This is a genomic window from Planococcus sp. VCh962 (assembly GCF_057748275.1).
Genome location: NZ_JBYLHS010000001.1, coordinates 880,945 through 898,931 on the forward strand (window position 1 = coordinate 880,945; position 17,987 = coordinate 898,931).

The 17,987-nt window shown below is 42.9% G+C and carries 19 protein-coding genes and 1 riboswitch; of the genes, 5 read left to right on the plus strand and 14 right to left on the minus strand.

Annotated features, from left to right (window positions below; translation table 11 throughout):
• Nucleotides 1-24: 24 nt before the first annotated feature.
• Nucleotides 25-1,959, minus strand: a complete 1,935-nt coding sequence (locus AC3AQ9_RS04420) for a fructose-1,6-bisphosphatase (RefSeq protein WP_488306231.1) — start codon at nt 1,957-1,959, stop codon at nt 25-27.
• 292 nt (nt 1,960-2,251) lie between these two features.
• Here AC3AQ9_RS04420 and AC3AQ9_RS04425 point away from each other — a divergent pair, with 292 nt between their 5' ends.
• Entirely contained in the window at nt 2,252-2,827 is a 576-nt protein-coding gene (locus AC3AQ9_RS04425; RefSeq protein WP_488306232.1) for a TetR/AcrR family transcriptional regulator, read from the plus strand.
• A 68-nt stretch (nt 2,828-2,895) separates the two neighbouring features.
• Entirely contained in the window at nt 2,896-4,074 is a 1,179-nt protein-coding gene (locus tag AC3AQ9_RS04430; protein WP_488306233.1) for an MFS transporter, read from the plus strand.
• Nucleotides 4,075-4,154: 80 nt separating this feature from the next.
• Here the strand turns inward: AC3AQ9_RS04430 and AC3AQ9_RS04435 are convergent, their stop codons facing one another.
• From AC3AQ9_RS04435 to AC3AQ9_RS04445, 3 genes are all read right to left on the minus strand, one after another.
• A complete protein-coding gene (locus AC3AQ9_RS04435; protein WP_488306234.1) occupies nt 4,155-4,955 on the minus strand; it encodes a S26 family signal peptidase in 801 nt (266 codons plus the stop codon).
• A 27-nt stretch (nt 4,956-4,982) separates the two neighbouring features.
• Entirely contained in the window at nt 4,983-5,435 is a 453-nt protein-coding gene (locus AC3AQ9_RS04440) for a hypothetical protein (RefSeq protein WP_488306235.1), read from the minus strand.
• Nucleotides 5,436-5,621: 186 nt separating this feature from the next.
• Complete coding sequence (locus AC3AQ9_RS04445; protein ID WP_488306236.1) at nt 5,622-7,007, minus strand: LLM class flavin-dependent oxidoreductase; 1,386 nt, start codon at nt 7,005-7,007, stop codon at nt 5,622-5,624.
• Between the two features lie 194 nt (nt 7,008-7,201).
• Nucleotides 7,202-7,310, minus strand: a riboswitch (SAM riboswitch).
• Nucleotides 7,311-7,610: 300 nt separating this feature from the next.
• Here AC3AQ9_RS04445 and AC3AQ9_RS04450 point away from each other — a divergent pair.
• The gene (locus tag AC3AQ9_RS04450; RefSeq protein WP_488306237.1) at nt 7,611-8,189 is read left to right on the plus strand and encodes a YkuS family protein; all 579 of its coding nucleotides are present in this window, start codon (nt 7,611-7,613) and stop codon (nt 8,187-8,189) included.
• A gap of 88 nt (nt 8,190-8,277) precedes the next feature.
• Here AC3AQ9_RS04450 and nikE read toward each other — a convergent pair whose 3' ends face one another.
• Genes nikE through nikA form a run of 5 tightly spaced genes read right to left on the minus strand, consistent with a single transcriptional unit; the run spans nt 8,278 to nt 13,393 of the window.
• A complete protein-coding gene (nikE, locus tag AC3AQ9_RS04455; RefSeq protein ID WP_488306238.1) occupies nt 8,278-9,099 on the minus strand; it encodes a nickel import ATP-binding protein NikE in 822 nt (273 codons plus the stop codon).
• A gap of 34 nt (nt 9,100-9,133) precedes the next feature.
• A complete protein-coding gene (gene nikD / locus AC3AQ9_RS04460; protein ID WP_488306239.1) occupies nt 9,134-9,961 on the minus strand; it encodes a nickel import ATP-binding protein NikD in 828 nt (275 codons plus the stop codon).
• 15 nt (nt 9,962-9,976) lie between these two features.
• On the minus strand, nt 9,977-10,810 hold the full coding sequence (gene nikC / locus AC3AQ9_RS04465; RefSeq protein WP_488306240.1) for a nickel ABC transporter permease subunit NikC: 834 nt from the start codon (nt 10,808-10,810) through the stop codon (nt 9,977-9,979).
• Complete coding sequence (nikB, locus tag AC3AQ9_RS04470; RefSeq protein WP_488306241.1) at nt 10,807-11,751, minus strand: nickel ABC transporter permease subunit NikB; 945 nt, start codon at nt 11,749-11,751, stop codon at nt 10,807-10,809. Before nikB ends, nikC begins: the two co-directional genes overlap by 4 nt.
• A gap of 19 nt (nt 11,752-11,770) precedes the next feature.
• The gene (gene nikA / locus AC3AQ9_RS04475) at nt 11,771-13,393 is read right to left on the minus strand and encodes a nickel ABC transporter substrate-binding protein (protein ID WP_488306823.1); all 1,623 of its coding nucleotides are present in this window, start codon (nt 13,391-13,393) and stop codon (nt 11,771-11,773) included.
• Nucleotides 13,394-13,817: 424 nt separating this feature from the next.
• On the opposite strand from nikA, the gene AC3AQ9_RS04480 reads away from it, so the two are divergent.
• Nucleotides 13,818-14,111, plus strand: coding sequence for a hypothetical protein (locus tag AC3AQ9_RS04480; RefSeq protein WP_488306242.1), 294 nt, complete (start codon nt 13,818-13,820; stop codon nt 14,109-14,111).
• Between the two features lie 147 nt (nt 14,112-14,258).
• Here the strand turns inward: AC3AQ9_RS04480 and AC3AQ9_RS04485 are convergent, their stop codons facing one another.
• The gene (locus AC3AQ9_RS04485) at nt 14,259-15,074 is read right to left on the minus strand and encodes an undecaprenyl-diphosphate phosphatase (protein WP_488306243.1); all 816 of its coding nucleotides are present in this window, start codon (nt 15,072-15,074) and stop codon (nt 14,259-14,261) included.
• Between the two features lie 246 nt (nt 15,075-15,320).
• Here AC3AQ9_RS04485 and AC3AQ9_RS04490 point away from each other — a divergent pair, with 246 nt between their 5' ends.
• Nucleotides 15,321-16,094: a Cof-type HAD-IIB family hydrolase gene (locus AC3AQ9_RS04490; protein ID WP_488306244.1), complete on the plus strand. Its 774-nt coding sequence runs from the start codon at nt 15,321-15,323 to the stop codon at nt 16,092-16,094.
• Between the two features lie 87 nt (nt 16,095-16,181).
• Here the strand turns inward: AC3AQ9_RS04490 and AC3AQ9_RS04495 are convergent, their stop codons facing one another.
• The 4 genes from AC3AQ9_RS04495 to AC3AQ9_RS04510 all read right to left on the minus strand — a co-directional run bounded on the left by AC3AQ9_RS04495 (nt 16,182) and on the right by AC3AQ9_RS04510 (nt 17,931).
• Nucleotides 16,182-16,649, minus strand: a complete 468-nt coding sequence (locus AC3AQ9_RS04495) for a DUF4306 domain-containing protein (RefSeq protein WP_488306245.1) — start codon at nt 16,647-16,649, stop codon at nt 16,182-16,184.
• A gap of 327 nt (nt 16,650-16,976) precedes the next feature.
• The gene (locus AC3AQ9_RS04500; protein WP_488306246.1) at nt 16,977-17,117 is read right to left on the minus strand and encodes a hypothetical protein; all 141 of its coding nucleotides are present in this window, start codon (nt 17,115-17,117) and stop codon (nt 16,977-16,979) included.
• Between the two features lie 112 nt (nt 17,118-17,229).
• Complete coding sequence (locus AC3AQ9_RS04505; protein WP_488306247.1) at nt 17,230-17,445, minus strand: hypothetical protein; 216 nt, start codon at nt 17,443-17,445, stop codon at nt 17,230-17,232.
• A 57-nt stretch (nt 17,446-17,502) separates the two neighbouring features.
• On the minus strand, nt 17,503-17,931 hold the full coding sequence (locus tag AC3AQ9_RS04510; protein WP_488306248.1) for a DUF4871 domain-containing protein: 429 nt from the start codon (nt 17,929-17,931) through the stop codon (nt 17,503-17,505).
• Nucleotides 17,932-17,987: the final 56 nt, after the last annotated feature.

Consider the following 17,987-nt stretch of genomic DNA (forward strand, 5'->3'; position numbering starts at 1 on the left):
CGCTTTTTGGTATTTACATGGAAGTCAGTTCATGTATCGATATTCCCTTAGGTTATTTAAGTTATTAATTTCTTGTATTAACTGCTCGCCGATATTCGTTTCTCGGACCATTTTTCGTTCCAATTCTTCGTCCACCAGTCTCTTTACAGATAAGACATCGGTTTCATTGCTTAGTACTTCTTCTTTTGAATTGAAAAGCTGGTGGGCGACCAGCTGCATCCCATAAGAATTATACAACAGTGTATAGCCGGCAATTCCCGTGGTCGATTGATAAGCTTTGGAAAAACCGCCATCGATGACTAGCATTTTGCCGTTTGCTTTGATCGGATTTTCCCCGTCAATTTCCTTCACCGGCGTATGCCCATTGATGATGCGGCCGTAATCGGGATTCAAATCGAATTCAGCGAGCATTTTGCGGCATATTTCCTCGTCTTCACGCAAATAATAATAAGGATTTTTTCTTTCCTTATGCGTTTCTTTTTCTTTGATGAAGTAGCGTTCAAAAGTGGTCATTTCTCTTTTTCCAAAGAGTGACGATTTTTCGCCTGTCCATAGGTACCAGACCATATCGGTTGCGAAATCATCGGTTTCTTCAGGATGAGCAAAGGCATATCGCAGATAACGCTCAAAGACATCCAGCAGCTCACGCCCTGCATACTCTTTACCTTCAATCTCCATTTTTTCCATATCGCCGTTTTCATCCAGTGGAATGCAGCCGTGTATCAGCAAGTTTCCATTATACTTCAAATAAAGGCTGCCTTTTTTCATGATGAAATTCATATGTCTGGCGAGTTTTTCCGAATGCTGGACTGAAAATAGCAGTTTATCGATCACTTGCTGTTCTTCTTCCAACAATTCGTCGGGCTGCTCTGGATTGATCGTCGCAAAACATGTGTTTTCCAGTTTGTAGTTTATATCATAAAGAGTGGCTTCGTTTCTGCCATAATCGACTTTCTCGAGCAATAACCGATTCGTCATATCAAAACAAGGGCGCCGTTTGATGATCGGGCTTTCCAGCTTGAATTGGATGATGGAGATGGCTTGATGGATTTTGGTGATTTGCAGCTGTTCTTGCTCTGTCAGTTGTTCACCTGAAATCCGTTTTGGACGAAAAGCCGGATTGTCGTCATAATACTTTTCTGCCAGATTCAGTAATGGACGCAGATTAATCCCATATACATCTTCAATGATATCCAGATTATTATAACGCGCGCAGATCCGGAGGATATTCGCCAGGCAAACCTTGGAACCGGCAAAAGCGCCTAGCCAGAGGACATCATGGTTTCCCCATTGAATATCAACGGAATGATAATCGATAAGCGTATCCACAATCTTATGCGGATCGGGACCCCGGTCGTAAATATCTCCGACCACGTGAAGATGATCCACAACCAGACGCTGAGTCGTATACGCAAGGCCAATAATCAGTTTATCGGCTTGGCCGAGTGCAATAATTTGCTCGACCATTTTTGCATAATACTCTTTCTTGTTTTTGAACTCATCTGTCTTGTACAGCAATTCTTCAATGATGTAGACAAATTGTTTTGGCAAAGCTTTCCGCAATTTGGATCGGGTATATTTGGAAGCAGCATAAGAAACAAGTTTCAGCATGCACTCGATCGTTTCTATATACCACTCATGCAGTTCCTGTTTGCTGCTGAAATTGCTTTTGATTAGTTTAATTTTCTCTTCGGGATAATAAACCAATGTCGCAAAGCCATTTAATTCTTTTTCATCCAGTACATCCTCAAAAAGGTCTCTAATTTTCACCTTTACATTTCCTGAACCATTCCGCAGCACATGCTGAAAAGCTTGGTACTCGCCGTGCAAATCACTTACGAAATGTTCCGTGCCTTTAGGCAGATCCAGAATGGCTTCAAGATTGATGATTTCAGTGGCCACTTTTTCTTCACTGTCGTATTTTTGAGCCAGCAAATCCAGGTATTTTAAATTTTTCATGATGTACCCCTCCAAATCTCAATAGTCATTCTTCATTTAATACAGTAATACTTCCATTATAAAGGAAATCCAGCGGACTTTTCTCTTTTAATTGAAAAAGCCGCTTTTTCTCATTAAAAATTTTCATTTTTGTTAATACTAAATCAACTGCAGCGAAAAATAGTAAACAACATGCCTCTCCTTCAAATTTTTTGTCTGCTGCTTGAGGCCGTTTGCAAAAGATAGGCCAAACAGTTGACCTATAAAAACTTTCATGCAATAGTAGACTAACGACCGTTAGGTAGGTGAGAAAATGAAAGCAGAAATATTGCAGAATGCTGTGGTTCAGTTCGCCAACGATGGCTATGAAGGAGCTTCTCTTGCAAAAATTGCGGAAGCTGTGGGCATCAAGAAGCCTTCGATTTATGCCCATTATTCCGGCAAGGACGATTTGTTCTTTTCGGCTATGGAATATGCTTTGAAAAGCGAAAGACGCCACTTGGCAACCTATTTCACTAAAATGAAAGGTGAGCCGCTAGAAGCTTTATTGCGCGGCTATTTTGATTGGTTCATCAAGGATTTGGAAGGCAATGAGCATATGAAGTTCATTCTTAGAACGATGTACTTTCCCCCTGCCCGGCTTGAGAAAGAAATAGCTGAAGTGATCAACCCGTTGTTCGATCAAATGCATTTGCATTTTACCCGAGTTATGAGAGAACACGAACGCAGGGAAAAGATCCTTTATTCCGATGATTTTTCCAGCTGCGCGTTAGCGTTTATTACGGTCATGGAAGGGACGATGACAGAGTTGGTTTATGGCGGGACAGGCGCATACCGGAAACGTTTTGAAGCGGTGTGGCCGATTTTTTGGCGTGGATTGGTCCGGTAACAAAAATTTAAAAAATATAGGACGTTTTATTATTCATAAGGAAGAAAAAATGCAAAAGAGGTTCATTCATGAAGAATTACAAATTGGTTTTATTTATCTTGCTGCTGAATTTATTTATCGCTTTCCTGGGAATTGGGCTAGTCATACCCGTAACACCAACGATTATGAACGAATTGAACATTTCCGGAACGGTCGTCGGCTATATGGTTTCCGCTTTTGCATTGGCTCAGCTGATTGTTTCTCCACTCGCTGGACGGGCAGTCGACAAATATGGGCGCAAGCCGTTGATCATCCTGGGTCTGTTCGTCTTCAGTGTTTCCGAATTATTATTCGGGCTTGGGCAAACGGTTGAAGTGCTGTTCATTTCACGAGTTCTCGGTGGGGTCAGTGCTGCCTTTATCATGCCGGCTGTTACGGCTTATATTGCGGATATCACGACGCTCAAGACGCGTCCAAAAGCACTCGGTTATATGTCAGCAGCAATTTCGACCGGATTTATCATCGGTCCGGGCATTGGCGGATTTCTTGCAGAGATCGGCACACGGCTTCCCTTTTTCTTTGCCGCAGGCTTTGGACTGTTCGCGATGCTGCTATCTCTCTTGCTGTTGAAAGAACCTGAACGCCAAAACGATGAACAAAATTTGTACGGGGAGCAGAAAACCGGATTTGGACGTATCCTGTCCCCGCTGTATTTTGTCTCGTTTATGGTCATCTTGATTTCTTCCTTCGGCCTCGCTTCGTTTGAATCATTTTTCGCCTTGTTTGTGGATCGTAAATTCGGTTTTACACCGCAAGATATCGCGATTATCATTTCACTTGGAGCCATTGTAGGGGTCATTGTGCAAGTCGGCTTTTTTGACCGCTTCACACGTTGGTGGGGCGAAATCCGGCTGATCCGCTACAGTTTGATCGTCTCCACGCTGCTTGTCCTGTTATTGACCTATGTGACGAGCTACTGGTCCATCTTATTGGTAACAATGGTGGTCTTTGTCGGATTTGACTTGATGCGGCCGGCCGTCACCACTTACCTGTCACGGATTGCCGGAAACGAACAAGGTTTTGTCGGCGGGATGAATTCCATGTTTACAAGCATCGGCAATATCATCGGCCCCATTGCAGGAGGCATTCTGTTCGATATCGACCTTAACTACCCCTTCTATTTCGCGACTGTCGTTCTGGCTATCGGCATCGCGTTAACATTCGTCTGGAAGACACCAAAAGCAGTACTTTTAAGAGCAGCGGATTAACTTCGCTGCTCTTTTTTTTCAGCTTCATCGCGATTGCATGGCTTTTATTCAGCAGAAGTTGACCAGGCATTAGCATTTGACTAACTGCCTTGATAATACCCTAATACTTCCGCTTGAATTTCAGAAGTCTTTATTCTGTGCTGGCTGCCTCTAAACCAATCGTCGCCAACTACGAAAGTTTCATCATCGGCTAGTTGGAATTCACTAGTTGTTTGAGCAAATATTTCCTTCATGGAGTCAATATTCTGTGTTTCTCCGTTCTCTATCAATGCCTCATTGTATTCCTCGTTTGAGCTTTTACCTGCTCGGTGTGCCTGGCCATAGAATGTCTCCAGTTCCCGGTCGTTGATATAGATTTGGCCGTTAATGATTTCCACCGTTTCCCCTGGCAGACCCACCACTCTCCCTACAGTCCGCTTCCTTCCATCAAAAAATTCCGCTTCATAGACGATGACGTCTCCTCTGCCAATCTCTTTTTTTGCATAGGCATGCGCGTCTATCAATAGTGGATATTCCGCGTATTCATGACTTCCCCTGTCCATTGCGTCGTATTTAAAGTCGAAGACTTCTAGCGGCGCTTTATAGTCCGTAAACACCTGAATCTCTACCTTTGTATCTGGCTCGGTGCGAACCGGATTTCCTTCTGGAGCGGCAGGAGAAACCGTGTTTTTTTCACTCAATGAAAAAAACGCGAACAAAGTTGCCGCTGCCAGGAGCAGCACTAAAACAGCTGCATATCTAAATAGTCCGATTCTCCTGGAAACTGTACCGGATGTTTTGTCCTCTTTTTTCAACTCCCTTAAGAATTTTCCTTTTAATGGATCTTTGATGCGAGGGGAATCACCGATAAACTCATCTGGTTTTCGTTTAAATTTCTTCAACTTATAATCCCTCCCATTCTCTTGGATTTACTTGTGAGCTTTAAATAACACGCGGTTTCTTTTTCCATCATTTTCTGTTTTGAAACTATCCAGCAATGCGTAGCCCAACACCAGTCCAGCAATGGTCGGCACAGTCGTTCCACCTATCACTATGATTTCTGGAAGCGCAAGCCACCCAGCGCCAATCGGCAAGAAAGGCAAAAAAGTCATCACAACTATATAAAGGGCCGGCAAGCCAATTGCAGCGAAAATGACCCAGTCAAACTTCCGGGGCTTATTCTCTTTCACTTCTAGAAGAAATTTCGGGGTACGCAGCAGAAGCCCCATCGCTACAGGGAAAAGCGCAATATACACTCTCAGTGCAGCAGACTCAAATGTCACTCGAGCCATTTCGTTCAATACCTCCTGAAGCTGCATACCAAAATACAGTACAAATCCGAGAGCCATTGTCCAACCAAAATAATAGAGAAACCGCTTCAAAACCATCTCCTCCTTCGTAGGAATATCTGGAACCAAACATTGTCTTCTTATATACGATAGGAAAAGAACGATGGTTTCGTTAATTTGAAATAATTTCCTGTTCGTTTGTTCAATTCAAGTTGGCAAACAAAAAAGAGCGAAGAAGCGCTTTTTTGAGCGCCTTTCCCTCTTTTGCTCTCGTTGCTGTTAATTGTTCACTGTTACAGGTACACGCGTATATTGCTTTCCGGGATGAGCCGGTGATAGATGCGCACCTTCCCCAAACAAAGCATCCCGCAAAGAATCCCCTTCATATTCTTTTTGAACGAGCCCCCGCTCCTGAAGGATCGGCACGACAAGATCGATAAAATCCTCAAAAGTTCCAGGGGTGATGGCGTAAGCGATATTAAAACCGTCAACGCCCGTTTCGGTCACCCACTTTTCAAGCGTATCAGCTACTTGCTCTGGCGATCCGACAGTGAAAGGCCCAAGTCCTCCGATGCCGACATATTCCTTAACGTCGTTGACCGTCGGTTTTCTTCCTGGCAGAATTTTGGTGAAGTTTTCTAAAGCAGATTGAATGGCATCATTTTCAATGTACTCAAGCGGCTGATCTGGCGCATAATTGGACAAATCAATTCCAGTCCACCCCCCAAATAATGCCAAGGCACCTTCATGGCTGATATGTTTTTTATAATCGTTGTATTTTTCAATTGCTTCTTGTTCCGTTTTTCCGACAATCGGGGTAAGCAGCGTCAGAATCTTGACGTCATCTTTATTCCGGCCGGAATTTTCCACTTCGGTGCGTATCTTGTTGACCGTTTGTTTCGCCAGTTCCATATTTGGCGGACCGATGAAGACACATTCAGCATGTTTCCCGGCAAAAGCTACACCTTTTTTAGAAGCGCCTGCCTGATAAAGGACAGGAGTCCGCTGTCTGGAAGGTTCCGTTAAATGGGCACCCGGCACTTTATAATATTTCCCTTCATGCCGGATATCATGCACTTTTTCAGGGTCTGTATATATGCCATTCACTTTATCCAGCAGCACGGCATCTTCTTCCCAACTGGATTCCCATAATTTATAGCACACTTCCAAATACTCTTCAGCAATATCATAACGCTCATCATGCTTGATTTGGTCGTCCAGCCCGATATTGACAGCCGCGCTCTTGAGATAAGACGTCACGATGTTCCAGCCGATGCGGCCTTTTGTTAAATGATCCAGCGTAGAAATCCGGCGGGCAAAAGGATAAGGATGTTCATGGGTGACAGAAGCTGTGACACCGAAACCCAAATGTTTCGTGACTGCCGACATAAGCGGTACGACAAGCAGCGGATCGTTGACTGGAGACTGTGCACCTTGCCGGACTGCGGCATCTCTCGACCCATTATAGACATCATATGTACCGAGGACATCTGCTATAAAGATAGCATCAAACTTCCCTTTTTCCAATAGCTTCGCCAATTCTATCCAATATTCGCTGTCTTTGTATTTATGCGATTGATCTTCGGGATGGGTCCAGAGCCCAGGTGATTGATGTCCAGCACAATTCATATCAAATGCATTTAAATAAATCCGTTTGTTTGTCATATAGATCCGCTCCTTTGTGTGCACCGTTTTTGGTGTTTCAACTAATCTTTTTAACACAATGATTGATGTGAGGATTGATATTGCCCTTTCTTTATATGTACTTGCCGTATTTAAGTTTGAGGACCATGAACAAAATAAAAAACCTCCTTTTCTCGGCTAAAGAGAAAAGAAGGTTGTATATGTACACAATCCCGCTCTTATCTCCCAAGAATAAAATTCTTGCTGGATTTAGCACCTTTCTGACAAATGTCAGAGGTTGCTGAAGCGTCAATGGGCCAGTCCCTCGGCTTCTCTGGATAAGATTATTAAATTAAAAATAATCATAATATTAAATCTATTGAAAGTCAATCTATATCGTAAAATTAATTTATTTACCTTATAAGTCTTATCACATTAGTCGGTATAAGCGATGAATAACGGATGCTTTTTTAATATTCTAGAAGAGAAAGCCCTCTAACTCGCGGCTTTTTTATTGGAAGTAAGTGCCTTGCTCGATTTCTTCTAAAAGATCTTTATTCGATTAATAAGTAAAGAAGGTTTAACTTATAGCCGGGTTAGGGAAAGACACAAGAATAACGATAATAAAGAAAGAGGTTGGATAATATGCCAAGAATTGCAGTAGAACATCCGTTTACAGACATTCAACAAGCCCTAAGAAACAGAGGTTATCAGGCAGACATGCTTGATCAGAAAACAAAAGCCGCCCATTATGATGCGCTGGTAGTCCGCAGCTTGGAGAGCTATGACCATCTTCGCTTTAAAGGATCTCTGGTAGAAGTGAGTGGGCGCACGGTTAACGAAATTGTAGCCGAAGTGGAAGAACGTTTGCAGCGCGCCGGAAAAATTCAAGGCCAGCCAGATGCAGCCAAAAGTGAATCGGGCAGCGGATTTTTCGCAGGCCTCTTAAGCGGAGCGGCAATTGGATCGGCAATAGCCCTTCTTCTAGCACCGAAAAGCGGCAAAGAACTTCAAGTGACCGTTAAAGAAAAATTGGCAAGCGGCAATGCCGGCAGTGATGGAAGCGGAAAACTGAGCCAAGTAAAAGAAAAAGCAGCCGACTTGGCTAATCAGGCAAAAGAAAAGGCCACCGAAGCCACTTCTCAAGTTAAAGGGAAAGTTTCCAGCTCTTCCAACGATCAGCAAGGCACTGAAACTTCAAGAGATTCTTCATCATTGAATTAAAATAACGAGGATAAAAAAGCCGAAGAGTCCACTTTCTAGTGGACTCTTCGGCTTTTCACTTATGGCAGCTTGTCTGCTTGATCCTGCATCAAACGAATCTCCTGTCCGAAGAAATCGTTCGGTTCCGTGGATGTTCTGACAGAATGGAAGACACCAATTTCTTTACAATAGGCTGTTGCGATGAGAGCATTTCATTTTTGTCTTGGCTGGTTGCGATCAACCTGCCTTTTTCCATGACTGCTAAAGCATCCGAAATGGAATAGGCAGCTCTAATATCATGGGTGATAAAGAGATAAGAAAGGCCATAGGCTGATTTCAGCTCATTTAATAAGTTCAGGATATTTGTTTGGTTCACCATATCGAGACTGCTGACGGATTCATCCAGGACCATCAATTTCGGCTTTAAAGCGATCGCTCTGGCAATATTGATCCGCTGCAATTGCCCACCGCTGAACTGCCGGGGGTATTTTTTCATGTCTTCCGCATCCAGCCCTACCATCTCCAATAAATGCGCAATCGTTCGTTTCATCTCCGATGCCGACAGCCTTTCGTAGTTTTCCAAGGGCTCCCCGATAATCTTTTCCGCCGTCATGCGCGGATTCACCGATGAATAACTATCCTGAAAGACCACTTGAAGATCTCTTCTGAGACGTTTTCGGGTAATAGAATCCATTGTATAAATGTCTTGGCCTTGGAAAATGACTTTTCCTTCTTTCGGCTGCTCTACCCCTAGAATGACTTTGCCTAACGTGCTCTTGCCTGCCCCACTTGTTCCAAGAAGCCCCAAACACGTCCCTTCTTCGATATTAAGAGACACCTCGGAAAGAACCGGTGATGCTCTTTCCTTGCGCCAAAAAGAACGGGTCGGGCCGTATGCATGTGTAACACTTTTGACTTCCAGTAAACTCATAGACTACCGCCTTTCCGCTCGTTCCCTGCCGATTCTATATAACCAGTTTTTTCAATTGTTCGTTTATCGGCAAAACAGGTCTGGCTTGGAGCAGTTTTTTTGTATAGATATGCTGAGGGTGATCGAACAGTTGGAAGACATCTGCTTTTTCCACAATCCGGCCCTTTTGCATCACGGCCACTTCGTCGGCCAGTTCTGAAATTACCCCTAAGTCATGTGAAATCAGCAAGATTGAAGTGCCGCATTCCGTCCGGAGCCGATCCAGTTCCTTAAGCACTTGCATCTGATTGGTCACATCAAGGGCTGTTGTCGGCTCGTCTGCTATCACGACTGATGGGCGCAGGCACATCAAAATCGCGATCATGACGCGCTGGAGCATCCCGCCGCTCAGCTGAAAAGGATATTTCCTCATAATCTTGGCCGGTTCTTGCAGATTCAACACTTCCAGAGAAGAAACCGCCAATTCGCTTGCCTGTTTCTTAGTCAGGTCTGTATGGCTCCGGATGGTTTCAATAAATTGGTTGCCGATGGTGAATACAGGCGTAAAAGCGTTCATCGGATTTTGCATGATGTATCCGATCTCTTTTCCAAGAACGCTCCGCATCTCTTTCGGCTTTAGTCCATTGAGTTCACGGCCATTCAATTGAATGCTGCCTTCTACTTGTGATGTTTTCTGATTTAGCAACTGGAGCAGAGCCAGGCAAGTGATTGTTTTCCCACTCCCGCTTTCTCCGACAAGGCCCAGCACTTTCCCGGGTTTCATGTCCAATTGAAGATTGTGAACCAGCGAAAGCATGCCTTGCTCCGTTTTTACAGCGACATTTAAGCCGCTCACCTTCAAAACATTGCGATGTTTTTCCATCAGCCACAGTCCTTTTCAATAATGTTTTTTCACGCCAAACCGTTCCGATAATGACTCGCCCAGCACGTTAAATGAAATGACAACAAACAAAATCATCAAGCCGGGATAAAGCATCAATTCAGGCTGGCTTCGTATAAAGCCTTTTCCTTCATGGATCATAGCGCCCCACTCAGGAGTCGGAGGCTGGATGCCCAGCCCAAGGAACGAAAGAGCTGAGATGTCCATGATCGCCCATCCCATTTCAAGCGTTCCCATAACGAGAATTGGAGGCAACACATTTGGAATCATATGCCGCCGGATGATTTTCCCCGTCGTAGATCCGCTGATCCGTGCTGCCAGTATGAAATTCTGCTGTTTCAAGCCGACGATCATATTGCGGATCACTCTGGCATAATAGACCCACTGGACCATCATCAATGCTAAAACCACTTGCCATAGCCCTGGTCCAAGCAAACCGACTATTCCTAGAACAAGGACCAGATTTGGAAACGCCATGACGCCTTCGCAAAACCTCATCAGTATGCTATCGACCAAGCCGCCTCTGTAACCGGCAACCGTTCCGACCAGCAGCCCGAATCCCAAGGAAGCAATAAAAATCAGCGATGCAAAACCTAAGGAGACACGTGAACCATAGAGAAGGCGCGACAAATTGCAGCGGCCAAGATGATCGGTGCCTAATGGATAATCCAGTGAAGGAGGAGTCAGTTTGAGTGCCAAATTCACTTGTATGGGATCATGCGGCGAAATCCACGGCGCCAGAATAGCGGCCAGAAAAAAGGCCAATAAAATGACAGAGCATAGGATGATAGCCGGCTGTTTTTTTGCGGCAATTCGAATGCTTGAAATCAAGATGGGATCCTCCCCTTCATCGAAATGCGCGGGTCCATGTACAATTGCACAATATCCACGATAAGGTTGCACAGGATAAATAGGCAAGCGGCCATAACCACATAGCATTGTATAACGGGGATGTCGCGGTTAAAAATCGCTTCTACAAAAAAACGGCCAAAGCCTGGCCAGGAAAAAACTTGCTCAACGATAATCGTCCCGGTCAGCAGTTTCCCTAAATTCATGCCAAGACCTGTCATCATAGGCAAAATGGCAATTTTCAATACGTGTTTCACCATAATGACTCTTTCTTTGATTCCTCGAGTTCTTGCATATAATACGTAAAACTGTTCCAGTTCTTCCAGCACACTCGCCCGGAGCAGGCGGGTATAGATCGCAATTAATGCCAGCGACAATGTCATGCTCGGCAATACAAAATGCTGCCAGGATCCTCTCCCTTCTACCGGAAACAAATCCAGTTTGACAGAAAAGAGAAAGATCAGCAGATAGCCCAGCCAAAATTGCGGAATGGATGCGCCTAAAAAAGAAAGCAGCCTGCTAAAATGATCAATCAGGCTGTTTTTGTATATGGCTGACAAGAATCCGAGCGGAATGCTGATGGCAATGGCGAGCAGAATACTGCAGACGGCAAGTTGTATCGTTGCGGGCATTCTTGCTGCCACTTCCTGCCAGACAGGCGTGTTCGTTACAAAAGAGTTTCCAAAATCGAGTTGAGCAATCTCTTTAACAGTATGGAAATATTGCATCAATAATGGCTGATCCAAGCCGAACTCCTGTCTTTTCTCAGCCAGAACCTCCTCGGTCGGATGGATATGGGCTGCCGCTAAATACGCTTCCGCCGGGTCGACCGGCGAGAGGCGTATAAGGGAAAACATCAGGAAAATCGCAAAAAGAATAATGGGAATGACAGCAAGGAGCCGTTTTGTAATATAGATTGCCATGACGTATCCTCCGTGTGATTTACTGGCTCATTTCAATGTCGTTGAAAGGATGTTCATCCCGGTTTGCCGGGAAATTGAACTGTTTCACATCATCCTGGTAAATGACGGTCTTTTTAATATAGGAAATCGGTACGAAAACCGACTGTTCCTGCAAAGTCCCTAAAATGGAACTGTAAAGTTGTTGGCGCTTCTTTTCATCCGTAGACGCAAGCGCTTCACTGATTTGTTGATCCAATTCCGCTTTCATCTGCAGACGGGAATGGGCTTCTGAAACTCCCCATCCTTTTTCTGCCACAACATTGATAAACGAATGCGGATCATAAGGCGCTCCGTAGTTGTACCAAAAATCAACATCAAAGTTGCCAGCTTTCCGCCGCTCAATTTGGCTGGTCAATTCCAGACCCGTAATGTTCAGCTTGACTCCGATTGCGGACCACTCAGCCTGAAGGGTTTCCGCCATCGCTTTTTGAATGGGATCGGTTTTGTCGTAGATCAGTTCAAGCTCAAGCGGCTGCCCATCTTTTTCACGGACCGCTTTTCCAGCAGGCAGCTTCCATCCCGCTTGTTCAAGATAGGCAGCAGCTTTTTCCGCATCATATCCGAAGGGTTCCACTTCAATATCGGTATATGGGAAATTTTTAGATAAGATGTTGTCAGCTTTCTCTTCTAGCCCCAATGTGATGCCTTCAACCATCTCTTGTTTGTTGAAGCCATGCTGCAGCGCTTTACGCACCCGCAAATCAGCCAATTTTTCATTTGTTGTATTTAACAGCAAGCTTCTTGTTCCGACAGGATCGGAAAGTTCAGTGTGATATTCACCGGCTTCTTTAAGCTGATTAAAGGAATCCATACTGATTACGCCTTCCCCGTATATCAAATCGAGATCCCCTTTTTCAAAAGCCATGACCCGCGTTTCAGCATCCGGGATTATCTTAATCGTAACTTTTTCCAGTTTGGGACTCTCACCCCAATAATCCGGATTGCGGGTGAAAACGGCATACTCGTCTTTTTTATAATCTGAAAGCATCCAGGGGCCAGTACCTACAGGTTTAGCGATGCCTTTGGATGTGTCTCCATCCTCGGGAAATCCGGATTCAGCCAAGAACCGGACGGGACGCACTACAGCCAAGTCCTGAAGTGCAGGGTAGTAAGGTTCCTTTAAAACCATTTTAAATGTCAGTGCATCAACTGCCTCTGTTTTTTCCAAAACATTGATTACGCCAAGCCAACTATGAGAATTTGAATTTTTCATGACAGCGTCAAAGTTCTTTTTAACTGTGGCCGCATTAAGCGGCGTTCCATCGGTAAACTTCACGTTTTCACGCAGCTTAAACGTATACTCAAGGCCATTTTCTGAAATCGACCAGGACTCTGCCAAATGAGGCTGGATCTCTCCCCCTTCCTTATAGCTGACCAACGGCTCATAAATCATCGATTGGGCTATCAATTGTGAAGGGTTATAGACATGTGGATTCATAGCACCAATGTCTCTTGGCCAAGATAAGGTGATTGTATTTGCTTCTTTCGCTGTTCCTTCAGTCGAAGATCCAGTTTCACTATTGGCACATCCCACCAACATAATGGAAATAATAATAATGAGGGTTCCTGTAAATAAAATCTGCCGAGCTTTAAATTTATACATGTTCATTTAATTCCTCTCTCACTAAATCTATTGATAATGATTCTCAATATCACTATTGCAACTATAATAATGCAGGACGCCTTTGTCAATACAAATTTTAGATGCGTCAGAAATAGTTTTTGATGTTATTTTGTTTTATTCGCGATTTTATGATTTATTTCTGATAAAAGAAACGGCAATAGAGTTGTGAATAGGGATAAATGTTTATAGGTTCCTTTTTTAAAATACCGCCGAATAATATAGAAAGAATAATATTTATGTAACCAGACATCCATTAAACAATGAGAAACAAGCTGGTTTTAAAAGGACAGCTTAACGGCCAAAGAAATAAATCGGATAACAAGCAAAATGAATTAATGCCCTTTATGCCTTATAATAAAAAGAAGTGTATAAGAACAATTAAAACTGGAAAGCAGGTATTGGGATGAAATTCTGGAAATACATTGGCCAAAAAGACGGGATTGAGCGTGGCTTAACGGAAGAGGGTCTTCCTTTTTGGGAAATAAAAATCCAAGGCTGGAACGATAATGAAACTTACTCCGATTTAAAAAACCTGGTCATGGTAAGAGCCACCGATTCTTCCGCTAATTTAGAAATCGAAACGATGGTCAACTACACACACCCTGATTTGAAGCAAGATTTGATGATCGACAAACTCGTGGATGAAGCAAAATCCGATCTGCAAGCTGCCATACTGGCGTTCCGGCAGTCAAACTAATTTAATATAGTTCGTCTCCCTGAGCGGACAACAGAAAAAAGAACACATAAAAAAGCGGAAAGGACACTCCATGAGTGGTTCCTTTTCGCTTTTTAGTTGACGTGCATTTTTTTACGACTATAAAAGTTTAGGGTTTACTTCCATATCTTAAAAGAAAATCAAAAGTAGCGTACCGACGATAAAGCAGTAATAAGTGAAATAAACTAATTTGCCGCTTTTCATAATCCCCATGAACCAGCGCAAAGCGAAATAAGTCATAAACAGCGTCGCCATAAATGCCGCTGCATAAGGAATTGCCAATTCCGCTTTATTCGGTTCATCCAAAAAATCCGTGATTCCCAGCACTACTCCCCCTATACTTACAGGAATATAGAGCATAAAAGAAAATCTTAAAGCTGTTTCTTGATTAAGGCCAACTGCAATTGCGGAAATGATGGTGGCACCCGAACGGCTGATGCCAGGCGTCAGTGCTGCCGCTTGGCCCAGTCCGATAAGAAAAGCGTCTTTGCCGGTCATGGTGCTTTCATTTTTGGAGCCATGCCTATTCCGGATTAACCAAAGTGCAATACCAGTGACAAATAACATAATGGCGATCGTGGTCATGCTGACGCTCTCCGCTATAACATCGCTCAAAAGAATGCCCAGCAGTCCAGCGGGAATTGTTCCAATAATTATGTAGCAGACAAAACGGAAATCACTTTTGTATGCAGAGTCTTTGGTTCTTATGTATCGAAGTGAGTTAACAGATAACCTTGCAATATCCTCGCGGTAAATATAGAGGATCGCCAGCAGCGATGCCGTATTGGTTAATATGGCAAATGTAAAACCTTGTTCACCTAATCCTAAGATTTCACTTGCGATCATGACATGGCCGCTTGATGATACTGGTATCGGTTCAGTGAAGCCTTGGACCAATCCGATAATAATCATTTTAATAATTAATATTACGTCTAAATTTTCCATACATCCTCCTTAATTGTTTCACTACTTTATCGAACGAAATCAAGTGAAATTTGTTCCTTATTTCTCGATTTCATTTTTAGAGGCAGCAATGTTGAAAGGAGATCTCTTAAGGAAATTCATAATGGCCATCCATTTACACCTTGCTTTCTTCATTGTCAGAATATAAAGTTAGAGTTGTGGAAATTTTTCTCAATACTTCTCCATCTACATAAAAATGGAATCACATCCTATAATTAAGGAGCTCCTATGAAATATAAAATTGCTTTTTTTGATGTTGACGGGACGATAAAGGACTACGAGGATGAACACATTTCTGAAAGTACAAAATCAGCAATCGCTGAACTGAGGCGTAAAGGAGTCAAGCTGGTGGCGGCCACGGGCAGGCCCTTGTCCATGTGCGAAGAACTCAAAGAATTAGGGATAGATGTCTTTATCACCTCTAATGGAGGCTATGTAAAAGGCGGCAAGCAGGTGATCCATAAAGTTCCACTGGATTCCTCCATACTTCAAGAAGTGAGCGAGTTTGCGCAAACTGAAAATCACGCGCTTTCATTCTATACAGAAGAATTGAGCATGAACGGAGTAAAAAGTTCGAAAATTTCGGCTGCATTAACTGAAACCTTGTCGCTACACGAATATCCCTCAATTAATCCTTTGATTCTTCATCAGGAAGTGTATTTACTTTGTTTGTTTGCTGATGATGAAATGGCTGAAAGGTATATCCTGCAATTTCCCCACTTGACCTTCAAAAGGTGGCACCCCTACATATTAAATGTTCTGGATAAAGAAGTTTCCAAATCAGCCGCTATAAAAAGTGTTTTAAAGTATTTTGGAATAGCAGCATCAGAGGCGATTGCTTTTGGAGATGGAGACAACGACATCGACATGCTGGAAATGGTGGGGTTGGGCATCGCCATGGGAAATGGGACCGAACGATTAAAAGACGCTGCTGATTTTATCACAAAAAAAGCGTCAGATGACGGGATCGAATATGCATTAAAAGCGTTCCAAATTATCTAAAGGCTCTTTCTCATTCAGTAGGGCTTTCTGCATATGACTTGGAGCCTCTGTAATTGGCATATATATTTTTGCCATTCGCCGGTTCATTTAAGCGATTCTGCTTCTTTTAGATTCGACTCGGAATATACCTAAGATGGAAAAAAGTCCAATCACACCAAAGAAAATGGAAAATAGCTTAAACCCAGTCGTTGGAGAGTCAATTAGGACCCCGCAAATAGTGAATGAGAATGCAGTTGTTAACAGTAAAAAGACATTTAAAGCAGCTTTTCGTTCTTTGAATAGCCAAAAAAAGAGTCGGAAGACAATAAAAAGGAAGGAAATGACCATCAAAAACGGGAAAAGCGGCTCAAATTTGGCTGCATAGACAAAGTGGTCGAGTACTATTATATTATCGGAATTTGTCAATCCATCATTAACCCAATTAGAGAAAACCGCTGTATGTTTCCATTCCCATGGTTCGTCCAGCAATTGTCCTCCCTCATACCAGCTTATGAGGGTCGCCAAAATAAAGGTTATAAACGCCCCTGTCAACATGACAATGCTTTTGAATGGCATACAACCACCAACTTTCTATTTTTCGTTACATTTTAAGACGCAAAGATATCACTAAAGTTCCAATTATAGTAAATTTATTAAAACTTTGGAGGAGGAAATTTATTTAGATACTTGGAACTTAGATAGTCTATTTAAAGGCGGATGCAATTCTTCGCAACTTATGGAATCAGCGGATTCAATTAAATGATCCTTCCGGGACTGTGACCGGAAACTGCTTATCTGTTATTTCCGACTATCGAAATTTATAGCTAATCAAACATAAAAGAGAAAAGGCGGCTGAGAAATGCCGCCTTTTCTCTTTTATGCTGAGTAGTCCTTATATTCATTTCATAAAAACTTATACCAAGGTTTACCGATAAAAAAGAAAGGAAGCAACAACAATCCCCATATTGCATTTTTATCAGAGCCTTCAACGGCTAGATATAAAGCTCCGCAGATTCCTAGAAAAAATAAGGTGATATTTTTCAACAAGCATGCTCCTTCAGCTTAATTGGATTAAGATTATTCATCCGCTTCTGCCTTTTCTTTACGTTATAAGTGTTTTTTGTGTGAGATATTAATCCATCCATAGCCAAACTGTCTACATTTTCCCTTGTTTTATCCAACTCAGTATTTGATAGGAACCAAAAAAACTTGCTGCTAATAAACAAAGCAAAAAGAAAATCCAAAATTCTAGCCTATGAATTTCTTGCAATCCATCAGCGTTAGCTGTAATAAATAACAGAATACCGACAGCTGCTACATAGGAAAAGATGTTCGGGATGATCCACGTGGCTCTTAGTTTAATATTCTTCATAATCGCCTCCTGCTTTTAAATTCTTTGCAAACAAAAGAATTTAATAGCTTCCCTGCACTACTTCTCATGCACTTCCACAAATACGGTGCCAATCACCTTGTCACCAAAAACTGCTTCCAGCTTCCACATACCCTTTTCAGGCAGTGCCATAAGCGATGGTATATGGTGATCTGCGCCATTATTTGGGCTAAGAGAAGAGCTTCTTTCTTTTTCCGGCACTACAATAATTGCCTCGCTGCTCTTCTGATGGGTTCCGATTACTTTAAAGGCTCCGGTGAGTTCCTCTTCACTTCCCCAGAAATGCCACATATACTTAATGGTCCGATTTGGATAAAAGCGGTCTACTTCATTGTCTTCAAAGATAAAGCCTGCCACCTCTTCCTCCCCGATCATCGGGAAATTATTTGATTTGAAAAGAGGGCTTTGCTCCCAGACTTGTTCCTTTGTTTTTTCTTCCGCCTTTGTTTTGCCGTTTTCATCTGACATGCCGGTGCATCCTGACAGAACTATGAATCCTATCATAAAAAGGAATAATAAGTGAA